The organism is Bacteroidota bacterium (assembly GCA_016699695.1).
Lineage (GTDB): Bacteria > Bacteroidota > Bacteroidia > Bacteroidales > UBA10428 > UBA10428.
Genome location: CP065006.1, coordinates 348,927 through 360,937 on the forward strand (window position 1 = coordinate 348,927; position 12,011 = coordinate 360,937).

Annotated in this window: 11 protein-coding genes; 8 read left to right on the forward strand and 3 right to left on the reverse strand. The window is 40.3% G+C overall.

Annotated elements, in window-relative coordinates; all coding sequences use genetic code 11:
- Window positions 1-81 precede the first annotated feature (81 nt).
- From yajC to IPM71_01540, 8 genes are all read left to right on the forward strand, one after another.
- A complete protein-coding gene (yajC, locus tag IPM71_01505) occupies window positions 82-411 on the forward strand; it encodes a preprotein translocase subunit YajC (GenBank protein QQS51425.1) in 330 nt (109 codons plus the stop codon).
- Between the two features lie 59 nt (window positions 412-470).
- Window positions 471-1,550 (forward strand): YbbR-like domain-containing protein, encoded by a 1,080-nt coding sequence (locus tag IPM71_01510; GenBank protein ID QQS51426.1) that lies wholly within the window; start codon window positions 471-473, stop codon window positions 1,548-1,550.
- Window positions 1,516-2,121, forward strand: coding sequence for a dephospho-CoA kinase (locus IPM71_01515; GenBank protein ID QQS51427.1), 606 nt, complete (start codon window positions 1,516-1,518; stop codon window positions 2,119-2,121). Before IPM71_01510 ends, IPM71_01515 begins: the two co-directional genes overlap by 35 nt.
- A complete protein-coding gene (locus IPM71_01520; protein ID QQS51428.1) occupies window positions 2,097-2,819 on the forward strand; it encodes a TerB family tellurite resistance protein in 723 nt (240 codons plus the stop codon). The genes IPM71_01515 and IPM71_01520 overlap by 25 nt, the downstream gene beginning before the upstream one ends.
- Window positions 2,820-3,065: 246 nt before the next feature.
- Window positions 3,066-4,667 (forward strand): CTP synthase, encoded by a 1,602-nt coding sequence (locus tag IPM71_01525; GenBank protein ID QQS51429.1) that lies wholly within the window; start codon window positions 3,066-3,068, stop codon window positions 4,665-4,667.
- A gap of 18 nt (window positions 4,668-4,685) precedes the next feature.
- On the forward strand, window positions 4,686-6,512 hold the full coding sequence (yidC, locus tag IPM71_01530; protein QQS51430.1) for a membrane protein insertase YidC: 1,827 nt from the start codon (window positions 4,686-4,688) through the stop codon (window positions 6,510-6,512).
- A gap of 178 nt (window positions 6,513-6,690) precedes the next feature.
- The gene (gene lysA / locus IPM71_01535) at window positions 6,691-7,923 is read left to right on the forward strand and encodes a diaminopimelate decarboxylase (protein ID QQS51431.1); all 1,233 of its coding nucleotides are present in this window, start codon (window positions 6,691-6,693) and stop codon (window positions 7,921-7,923) included.
- A 283-nt stretch (window positions 7,924-8,206) separates the two neighbouring features.
- Window positions 8,207-9,157, forward strand: a complete 951-nt coding sequence (locus IPM71_01540) for a D-2-hydroxyacid dehydrogenase (protein QQS51432.1) — start codon at window positions 8,207-8,209, stop codon at window positions 9,155-9,157.
- 31 nt (window positions 9,158-9,188) lie between these two features.
- Here IPM71_01540 and IPM71_01545 read toward each other — a convergent pair whose 3' ends face one another.
- The 3 genes from IPM71_01545 to IPM71_01555 form a co-directional block, all read right to left on the reverse strand.
- Window positions 9,189-9,962 carry a sulfite exporter TauE/SafE family protein gene (locus IPM71_01545; protein ID QQS51433.1) on the reverse strand — a complete coding sequence of 258 codons (774 nt, stop codon included), beginning with the start codon at window positions 9,960-9,962 and terminating at the stop codon, window positions 9,189-9,191.
- A gap of 68 nt (window positions 9,963-10,030) precedes the next feature.
- A complete protein-coding gene (locus IPM71_01550; GenBank protein ID QQS51434.1) occupies window positions 10,031-10,483 on the reverse strand; it encodes a hypothetical protein in 453 nt (150 codons plus the stop codon).
- A gap of 105 nt (window positions 10,484-10,588) precedes the next feature.
- On the reverse strand, window positions 10,589-11,566 hold the full coding sequence (locus IPM71_01555) for a type IX secretion system membrane protein PorP/SprF (protein ID QQS51435.1): 978 nt from the start codon (window positions 11,564-11,566) through the stop codon (window positions 10,589-10,591).
- Window positions 11,567-12,011: the final 445 nt, after the last annotated feature.

Sequence of the window (12,011 nt, forward strand, 5' to 3'; positions counted from 1 at the left end):
ATTTTTATTCTTGGTTTCGACAAGAATTTGTAATTACTTTGCCAACTCGAATTTTAAAAATTATTAAAACAGAAAAATAAGATGAATCAATTAATCAGTTTTGTAGGCATGATGCAGCCCCAGGGCGAAAGTGCCAATCCATTATCAACATTTCTACCTTTAGTGTTAATCATTGTAGTATTTTACTTTTTTATGATCCGTCCACAGGTAAAGCGTCAGAAAGAACTCAGAAACTTTCGCAATTCGCTGGCCAAAGGCGACAAGGTAATTACTACCGGAGGCATCTATGGTAAAATCACTGCCATGAACGAAGATACCATCAGCCTTGAAATCAGTGACAATGTGATAATTAAAATTGACAAAAATGCCGTTCTGAAAGATCCTGCGGATTTACAGAACCAACAAAAGTAATTGCATAATTTACAGTTTAGGGTATATTTGCATTACCCTAAACTGTAAATATTTTCTAAATGACATCCCCCAACAAGTACAACCAGCGATTTGATTTGGTTATACTTAGTTTCTTTAAGACTACTGCCAGGTATTACAAGACTGTTCAGAAAAGGGTTTTGGTATTTTCTGTTTTCGTCCTGCTTTCGTCCATTCTTTGGTTGTTTCGAGTGCTCGAAGATAGCTATGTTTCAACCATCAACTACCCCGTACGTTACCTCGATTTTCCAGCCAACAAAATACTTTCCGGAGATACCCCTAACAAACTCAAATTATCGGTTCGGGGCAGCGGCTACAGCTTATTGAGCAACAAACTACGGTATAAAACTCCTCTCAATTTCAGTATCAATAACTTTTCGCTCTATTCGCAATCGAAAGATTCGATGAGTGTTTATATACTAACACGATATGCCCAGGAGGCACTCTCGCAAGAATTAACCAGAAAAAGAACCAATCTTGAAATTGTAAGTATTTCGCCTGACACCATCTTCTTTAGCTTTACGCGCACTCTTGTAAAAAAAGTGCCAGTAGTTGCTGTTCTGGGCAATCAGAAAAATATTTATTCCAGACAACATAAACTAAACGGTAAAGTATATACTATACCCGACAGTCTTGAGATTACTGGTCCAGCTAACCTTATCGATACAATTAATCAACTCTATACGCAAAGCATAAACCCAACAGAACTGGATGATACTTTCAGGCAAAAGGCAAACATTTTAGGCTGGAACAATATTGCAATTGAAAAGGAAAAGGTAAACGTTGTGATTCCAGTTGACCGGTATACGGAATTGAGCTACAGAGTGGTAATAAGACCCAGAAACGTTCCGGATAGCTTATCGATCAAGCTGTTTCCCAGAGAAGCTACACTCTATTTTAATGTTACCCACAGCCAGATACCCTTTACTTCGGAGAGCGATTTTAAACCATTTGTCGATTACAGTGAGCTAAAAGATAATCTTAAAACGACTTCCTACCTTACCGTAAAAATAGATTCCCTACCTGAATACGCCAGTGCAACCAGAATATACCCTACCCGGGTTGAATACATCAATGAAAGGAAACATGTTACGAATTGGAATAACGGGGGGAATCGGTAGCGGTAAAAGCTATATCTGCGAAATTTTCCGGAAAATTGGCGTGCCTGTGTATGAATCGGATATTGCTGCCAGGCAAATTACCGACAAGCAAGCTGATGTAAAAAAAGCAATTGAAAAAATTCTGGGTGCAGAGGCCTATCAAAACGGCTACCTCAACCGTCCTTACGTTGCATCGATGGTGTTTCAAAATTCCGCGCTGCTTCAAGAAATAAACTCAATAATCCACCCGGCTGTGGAAAAAGACTTTCAACATTGGTGCCTTCAACAGAATCAACATCAATATGTAATCAACGAAGCGGCCATTTTATTTGAATCGGGAGCATACAAAATGCTCGATAAAACGATTGTAGTCTCAGCGCCTATTGAACTCCGCATAGAAAGGACAATGAACCGGAATGGTTTTTCAAGAGAAGAAATTGAACGACGAATGCAATTCCAATGGCCTGCCGAAAAAATTGAAACATTGGCCGATTTTATTATCGTGAACGACAACAAAAAATTACTTTTGCCTCAAATTATTAAAATAGATAAAACAATACAGGCCTTATGGCAAAATTTGGTAAATGGATAGGTGCCGGCCTTGGCTGGGCTTTTGGTGGTCCAATTGGTGGTATTATTGGTCTTGGCTTAGGATGGATGTTTGACAGTGCCAGTCAACAGGATGTGGATCGTGGATATACTAGCACTACTACCGGCGATTTTGCAGTAAGCCTGCTGGTATTGCTTGCCGCAGTAATGAAAGCAGATGGCAAAGTGATGCAATCTGAATTGAACTATGTTAAGTCTTTTCTAAACCAGAAATTTGGAACGGCTTCCGCCAACGAAGCCCTCAGAATGTTACGTCACCTTCTGAAACAAAACATCCCTCTCAAAGATATATGCTACCAGATTAAATCTCAACTCGATTACCCTTCGAGGTTAGAACTGGTGCATTTGTTATACGGACTTGCCAGCGCCGATGCCTTAATCAGTGAAGCCGAACGAAGAGTTATCGATGAAATATCGTGGTACCTTGGCATTACATCTGCCGATCAGCAGTCGATTAAGAGCATGTTTGTAAAAAGTTCTGAAAGTGCCTACAAAATATTAGGCCTCGATCCAAAAGCAAGTGATGAAGAAGTGAAAAAAGCCTATCGCACACTGGCTAAAGAATATCACCCCGACAAGGTAAGCTATCTGGGCGATGATATTAAAAAGTCTGCCGAGGAAAAATTCAAAAAAATAAACGATGCCTACGAATCGATTAAAAACCAAAGAGGTATAAAATAGTTGCCAGCAGAGTAGTGCCAGAATTAAATGCTTTTCTGTTTTAATCTTTTAAACCAACCCCCTCATTTTAGATAAGTTGCGCTCTGATGATAAATACCTTTATACTATAATAGCTGAACTATTTTGAGAACAAATCTTTCATGCTTTTCAATTTATTATTATACTTTTGCGCTTTAGCCTGCTTTAGGTTTATTGTTTATAAACCGGCAGGTGTTTATTTTTTAACCTGTTAAAAATTGATTCTTAGTGCCATTAACCAAATACATATTTGTAACAGGAGGTGTAACCTCTTCACTTGGTAAAGGAATTATTTCGGCATCGTTAGCCAAACTCCTTCAAGCCAGAGGCTACTCTGTGACTATTCAGAAACTCGACCCTTACATCAATGTCGACCCGGGCACTTTAAACCCCTATGAACATGGCGAATGTTATGTTACTGAAGATGGAGCAGAAACGGACCTTGATCTGGGGCACTACGAGCGTTTCTTAAATGTTCCCACATCGCAAGCGAACAATGTAACTACCGGTCGTATTTATCAATCGGTTATCAACAAAGAACGTCGTGGCGATTACCTGGGAAAAACAGTACAGGTTATACCTCACATAACCGACGAAATTAAGCGATGTGTTCTTCTGCTTGGCAATAAGCACAAGTTTGATGTAGTGATTACTGAGATAGGAGGCACCGTAGGCGATATAGAATCTCTTCCTTATATTGAAGCGGTTCGCCAGCTTAAATGGGAATTAGGGCCGAATAATACCCTGGTAATTCATTTAACATTGGTGCCCTATTTATCAGCTTCTGGTGAGTTAAAAACCAAACCCACACAGCACTCGGTAAAAGAACTACTTGAAAATGGTATTCAGCCCGATATACTTGTACTGCGCACCGAACGCGAACTCTCCGATGAACTTCGTAAAAAGGTAGCTCTGTTTTGCAACGTCGACCGCGATGCAGTAGTGCAATCCATTGACGTTTCTACAATCTATGAAGTGCCCATGCGCATGCAAGAAGAAAACCTCGATGAAACAGTGCTTCGCAAGCTACGTCTGGAGAAAAAAACAGAACCTGAACTCGGAACCTGGATCGATTTTCTGAACAAGCATAAAAATCCCAAACATACCGTTACCATTGGTCTTGTTGGTAAGTATGTAGAATTGCCCGACGCCTATAAGTCCATCAACGAAGCATTTATTCATGCAGGTGCTGTAAACGAATGCCGTGTCGATGTCAAATACATTCACTCCGAAACTATTGAGGCTGATAACGTAAATGAACTTTTAAAAGACTTAAAAGGTATCTTAATAGCTCCTGGTTTTGGCGATAGGGGAATAGAAGGTAAAATACTGGCATCGAAGTATACACGCGAAAATAATATTCCTTTTTTTGGCATATGCCTGGGCTTGCAGTGCGCAGTAATTGAATTTGCCCGCAACGTGCTGAATCTCGAAAAGGCCCATTCCACCGAGATGTTCATGAAAACACCGCATCCGGTAATTGACTTAATGGAAGAACAAAAAGGAATTACCGAAAAAGGTGGCACCATGCGACTGGGATCTTATGCCTGTCGTGTAAAAAAAGGTACCAATGCATTCAAAGCCTATAAATCCGTTGAATTGATGGAGCGCCATCGGCATCGATACGAATTCAACAACCAATACCTCGACAGTTTTACAAAAGCCGGTATGATACCCGTTGGAATAAATCCCGACAATAACCTGGTAGAAATTATGGAAATTCCAGACCATAAATGGTTTGTCGGTGTGCAATTTCACCCCGAGTACAGAAGCACCGTGGTTTCTCCCCATCCGCTTTTTGTCGATTTTATTAAAGCAACCATTTCATAAACAGAGAAACTTTTACTAATGGATAGAAATTCGATTATTGGAATACTCCTTATTGTAGCCATTTTCATACTTTGGGGGGTACTCAACAAACCCGATCAGGAACAGCTTGAAAGAACCCGTCGCTACAACGATTCGATTGCCCTGGTGCAACAACTGGCGCTGGAACAAAAACAGGCTGAAATAAAAGCTCAAATTGACACAACCAGTAACACTCAGGTTGGTGACAGTGCAGTAAATACAAAAAAAGAATTTTACACACTCGAAAACGAACTCATTTCGGCCAAAATAGCCAGTCTGGGGGGCCGCCCTTACAGTGTGCAATTAAAGGAATATCAAACTTGGGATTCGCTTCCACTCATTCTATTTAATGGCGACTCCACTGTATTTGAACTTAATTATTATTACAACGGCCGTTCAGAGAAAACCAGCTTATTGAATTTCACCGCCATGGACAGTGCGAAGCTTCTGACTGCTTCAGAAACTCCCCGTTCACTTACATTGCGCTACACTTATGGTGCAGGTGAATACCTCGATTTTATTTATACACTCGCTCCAAACAGCTACCAGCTGGACATGGAAATAAAAATGACAGGTCTGCAAAACCTTTCGCCAGTAAACGGTAGCGAAATCGATTTACGCTGGGAGATTTATTCGCCCAAACAAGAAAGAAGCTTTAAGAATGAAGTGCTTTATTCCACTGTATACTACAAACCTTTGAGCGATGATGTGGATTTTATGCCTATGCGTCAGAAGAAAGGTGTGCAGGAGGAATCGATCCTTACTCAGGTCGATTGGATAGCATACAAAGATCAGTTCTTTAGTTCGGTACTGATGCCCGGAAAAGCTTTTTCGAGTGCCACCATGCAATCAATACCCATGGATGAAAACAGTGGGTATATCAAACAATTTAAATCCGTGGCTGGAATTAGCATTGCCAATGCCAACAACGAAAGCATTCCTTTTTCGTTTTATTTTGGCCCCAACAAGTATAAATACCTAAAAAAGAATTATGCCGACAAGCGACTACATGACCTTGTTTCGGTTGGCCGCGGTATCATCAAATGGATTAACCAGGGAGTAATCATCAACATATTTAACTTTCTGGAAAAGAGCATTGGAAATTATGGCATTATCATTTTATTGTTAACCATTATCATTAAATTGTTGTTGTTGCCTCTTACTTTCCGTTCTTACATTTCGACAGCGAAGATGCGGGTTGTAAAACCCATGGTCGATGAGGCTACCAGTAAAATTCCGAAAGAAAAGGCTATGGAAAGGCAGCAAGCTACCATGGCAATCTACCGTAAAGTAGGCGTGAGCCCATTTGGAGGCTGTCTGCCTATGGTTCTTCAAATGCCTATTCTGTTTGCCATGTTCCGCTTTTTCCCAGGTTCGATTGAACTACGCCAGGAGGCCTTTTTATGGGCCACTGACCTATCGACTTACGATGATTTAATCCGGTGGGGAACCTCTATTCCCCTTTTGGGAAATCACCTGAGCATTTTTACTGTGCTCATGACCATTACCACCATTATGACCATGAAAACGAGTGGTGCGCAAATGCAGGAATCGTCTATGCCCGGCATGAAAACCATGATGTACATTATGCCCGTAACATTTCTGTTCTTCCTAAACGATTTTTCGTCGGGTTTAACTTATTACTATTTTCTGGCCAATGTCATTACTTTCGGGCAGAATTTCCTTTTCAAAGCCTTTGTGAACGAAGAAGAAGTGCTTAAGAAATTGCAAGCCAAGAAGGCCAATCCACGAAAGAAATCGAGGTGGCAGTTAAAACTCGAAGAGATGCAAAAAATGCAGCAACAGCAGGCAAAAAAACGTAAATAGAAGCAGAAATGCTTATCGATATTCCGAAATCCCCTGTTGGTAACTGTTAAAAGCATCCACCGGGGATTTTTCTTTATATTTGCAGCCAATCACTTTGCATGCTTCTGAAGTAAAAAAGCAAAGAACATAAACAAAAGTTCAAATTAATACAAACAGAAACTAAGCCTATCCTGTAAAAATGGAACTCGTAAACAACCAGTATCAAATCGATGGCATTTCGGTAGACGAATTGATTCGCAAATACGATTCGCCACTTTATGTGTACAACACAGCCAAAATGAAAGCCCAATATAAAAAACTGGCCCAGGCTTTCAAGGGTATCGATATGCGCATTAATTTCGCGTGCAAAGCCCTTACCAACATTTCAGTGCTGAAGTTCTTTAAGAACCAGGGTTCAGGACTCGATGCTGTTTCAATTCAGGAAGTAATGCTGGGATTAAAAGCGGGGTTCAATCCAAAGGACATCATTTTTACCCCAAATTGTGTTTCGCTCGAAGAGCTTGAACAAGGCGTTAAATTAGGGGTGCACATTAACATCGACAACCTGAGTATCTTGGAACAATTCGGCGATAAATACGGCGACAAAGTACCGGTAGGAATTCGAATTAACCCACACATCATGGGTGGTGGCAACGCCAAAATATCGACCGGACATATTGATTCGAAATTTGGGATCTCGATTTACCAAATGCCCCACCTGCTGAGGGTAATTCAGACCAACAACATGGTTATCGATGGAATTCACATGCACACCGGAAGCGACATTCTGGATGTCGAAGTATTCCTTCGCGCAGCGAACATTTTGCTCGATACTGCCAAAAATTTTAAAGACCTGCGCTACATTGATTTTGGTAGTGGTTTTAAAGTACCCTATAAGCACGACGACATATCGACCAATATCAGCGATTTTGGAAAACAATTGAGCAGTCGCATTCACGATTTTTATACCGAATACGGAAGGAAGGTTACCATTATGTTTGAGCCGGGGAAATACCTGGTGAGCGAAGCCGGAAATTTCTTTGTACGTGTGAATGTACTCAAACAAACCCTGGCCACAGTATTTGCTGGTGTAGACAGCGGGTTGAATCACCTGATCAGGCCTATGTTTTATGATTCGTACCACCACATTGTCAATGTTTCCAACCCAGGGGCCAAACAACGGATTTATACTGTAGTGGGCTATATCTGCGAAACCGATACTTTTGGATGGAACCGAAAAATAAACGAAATACGTGAAGGGGATATACTCGCTTTTGCCAATGCAGGAGCCTATTGCTTTGCCATGGCTTCGAATTACAACTCGCGCTACAGACCGGCCGAAGTGATGATACACGAAGGAAAAGATTACCTAATTCGCAAGCGCGAAACCATAGAGGATCTTTTACATAACCAGGTGGAAATCAATTTTTAATCACTATTGTAAGGTAAATTGTCAAAAATGATGAAATGTTTTATGATGTTGAATCTTACTGACTGAAGATAAATAAGTTATAATTAAGATAAAAATAATTTTTTTTTGTTTTATTCTAATGCCCCTGGGTTACTCACTCCGTTCGTGAAGACGCTGCGCTAAGTTAAGCCAGGGGTAATTGATGTCGCCCTGATTAAGGGCTTTAGCCCAACTGTCGAAATTTTTACAGCACAACAGTAATTTTTAATACTGAATTTCGTGAATCTTGTTTAATCATACGCCAATGAATACACCGCTCAATATTGTTTTTCTCGATGCCTCCACACTAGGGTATGTTAAATCGATTGAAAAAATAGCCAAATTAGGGCTTTATACTTCATACGAACTCACGGCACCACACGAAAGAATTGAGCGCATAAAAGGCCATCAAATTGCGATTACAAACAAGGTAATCATCGACAAAGAAGTAATGGATGCCTGTCCGGAACTAAAACTTGTTTGCATTTCGGCCACCGGTATGAATAATGTAGATTTGGAATATGCACGGTTAAAGGGAATTGAAGTAAGAAATGTAGCTGGCTATTCGACAGAAAGTGTAGCTCAAATGACCTTTTCCATGTTGTTTTACCTGCTCACAAAACCAGCCTATTTCGATACTTATGTAAAATCGGGCAGTTATTCAAAAAGCCCTATTTTTACCCACCATGGCCGCTCTTTCTGGGAGCTGAAAGGAAAACAATTTGGAATTATTGGTATGGGTAACATTGGGAAACGAGTGGCAGAAATAGCCTCTGCCTTTGGTGCCAGGGTAGTCTACTTCAGCACCAGTGGAAAAAATACCAATAGCCCCTACCCTCAGCTTGCATTCGAAGATATATTGAAAAGCTCTGATATCATTTCTATTCATTGCCCCTTGAACGAAAATACCCTTAACTTATTTGGGTATGCCCAGTTTCAGAAAATGAAGCCGAACGCAATACTATTAAATGCCGGCCGTGGTAAAATCGTACACGAAGCCGATCTGGCCAGGGCACTTAACGAAAACCTGATTGCCGGTGCTGGTCTCGATGTGCTGGAGTTCGAACCTATCAAAGCCAATAATCCCCTATTACACCTGAATAATCCGGAAAAGATTTTTATTGCTCCTCACATTGCCTGGATAAGCGAAGAATCGAGAAATGAACTGGTCGATGGAATTGTAATCAACATCCAAAATTGGCTGACAAAAAATTAGGAAACTGCTAAATTTTGATCAAATGATCGCTTTAAACTATTCCCGCTCCAAGAAACAGGGCAAAAACTAACAGCATAATAGCCACAATCATTTGAAGGCTGGCAATAGTGATCTTTTTAAGCAAACGCGTTCCAATAAACACACCTGAAAAGGCTGCCAGCACAGCCACAGCCAACAAAAGTATTTTCGATTGATCAATGTGGCTTAAAATGTTCTTTGAATATATCGATAAACGTGCAAAATCTACCAAACAGGCTATCACTACACTGGTGCCAATGAAGAATTCTTTATTCATTCCTGCCCGTATCAGAAATGCTGCACGCAAAGCTCCCTGGTTACCTGAAATTCCTCCAAAAAAACCGCTGAGCAATCCGCCGAGTGGCATGTACTTTTTATCAAACTCCAATCGGGTAAACCTGGGAATAAGCTCCAACAATGAAAACACCAATAAAAGTAAGGCAATGGTAATGTTAACAGGGCTTATAGAAAAAGTATGATCAAACATCGAATAAGCAAAAAAAGCTTCCTGGTTACTGATAAAACCAAGGAGAAATGCGCCTAAGAAAGCTGCAGCAATAGAGGGAATACCAAATCGAAGAACAATGGCCCAGTTGATGGTTTTATGAAAAAAACCAAATTTAATCAGGTTATTGGCAAGGTGCACTATGGCGGTTAAAGCGATGGCCAGATCGATTGGAAAAAACAGACCAAAAACAGGCATCAGAAGGGTACCCAAACCAAAACCAGAAAACAAGGTCAATCCTGCACCAATAAAGCTTACAATTGCAATCAATAAAATATCCATGCCGAATTATTTGAGTAAAGTATGCTGGTTCTTTCCTTCATTATAACCCTTATACTTTAAGGAAAGTACTACCTTGAAGGGTTAGAATAAGGATTGTAAGGAAACTCTTTTGACAAGCGCTTATGCAATTCATTCATTTTTGATTTGTTGCCCAGTTGCTGGTAGCAATAGATCGAATTCATTGTAGCCATTTCGCAATAGGAATAGCCAGACATACTTAATAATAAGAAGGCTCTGTATTTATCGAGCCATTCATGCTTCTTAAAATATTGGTAGCTCTTTTCAAAGGCAAATGCTGCCCCTTCCATTTCACCTTTTCTTAAATAATAAAGTGCTTTGCGATGCCATCGGGGAATAGTAATTTTTAAATACCCTGCAAGCAATAAATAAATCGACAGGCCCAATAAAAAACTATTGTCGACTCTGAGCCACCTAAATACGAAGGTAATAAGTAAAATAACTGAAATCTGCGGGATAAGAAAACTCCAATTCCGACGTGTAATATTTCGTGGTTTCTTCATAGGTTCGTTTGTTGGGCAAATATAAAATAAGTAGTCTTTACTTTTTCAAGAACACAAAAAAAGCCTCCTGAAATTGGAGGCTTTTATGCTCAAAACTTTATGCTTTTAGTAAGAATTCAGCCATTTATAACGGCGGGCAGCATCGCCAAACCTTGCAATTACTGTTAATTCGTGCGTAGCAAAGGTTAATTTGGCAAAGGCATTAAAATTGTATTCAAAGGCATAACCAAAATAATAATTCAGGTAGTTCATACCACCAAATAATGCAAAAGCCTTTCCTGTTCTTAGATTAATACCTCCCCAGTAGGTTTTATCGAAAATAAACTTGGCAGATAAATCCATTTGGGCAGTCATGTTTTCCTGCAACTTAACGAGCATGGAAGGCTCCACATCCATGCGGTTATTCAGAAAAAACCTGTATCCACCAATCAGGTTGTGCTGACGGTTCAGTCTATATTCTCCTGCTCCATCGATTCCAAACCTTACACTTGAATTGAATAATTGAACCGTAGAATACCCTGCATAGTAGTCGCGACCTGTAAGGTAGGCTCCAAAATTTGCATCCACAATCCAATACGACTGGGCGACAAGCAATGGATCGTTTGCACTTGCATTGTCAGACAACACAAATTGTTCAGCCTTTAAGCGATTCTGAAAGAGCAACATTGATAAACCAAAGGATAACTGTTTCTCTCCTAAATCGAGGTGATAGGCATAGGTTCCGTTAATGTATGTCTTACTGATAGGGCCATTGATATCATTAATCAGAAAAGCACCCCATGCAGTGTTACCTGAACGAGTTTTCGGCTTTTCATTTTTGCGAATGGGTATTTTACGCAAAATATAACTATCGCCTAAAATTCGGGAATCCATAATAAGGGCGTGGGTTTTGGGTGTGCCACCATGGCCCACCCATTGTTCGCGGGCTATAAAATTTAAAGTAGTATAGCCATCAATACCCGCAGCTGCCGGATTCGAAACAAACTTATTGAGGGTATACTGCGTGAAATATGGATACTGCTGAGCACCTGCAAACTGAAGAACAGTAAGCAGGATCATTGTAGGCAGGGTTATTCTTTTCATCGTCATTCTTAGATTTCCGGTTTTCGTTTAGGCTATTTTACAATGGTTAAGTTGCCTTTGAGTACAACTTTTCCATCGTTATAAAGGTCAATTACATAGAAATAGTTATCATAGGGCAGTTTCTTTCCATTGAAGGTTCCATCCCAACCATCTGCATTCGAATAGCCACCTTGTTTATGGAAAACTCTTCTACCCCATCTGTCAAACACTTGGATCTGCGCATTGGGGAAAAGTTCAATGTTATTGATTTCCCATGTTTCGTTCTGGCCATCGTTGTTGGGTGTGAACACATTGGTAATCATTCCAATGTACTCTTCGGCACACTCCTCTGGCAAACGCATTGTGATATCTAAATCAGGAGAAATGGTGCCATTTCCGCATGAATTTACAGCGTATACCGTAAGAGCACCACTCTGTGCATTCAGGTCAAAATCGATAAGAACAG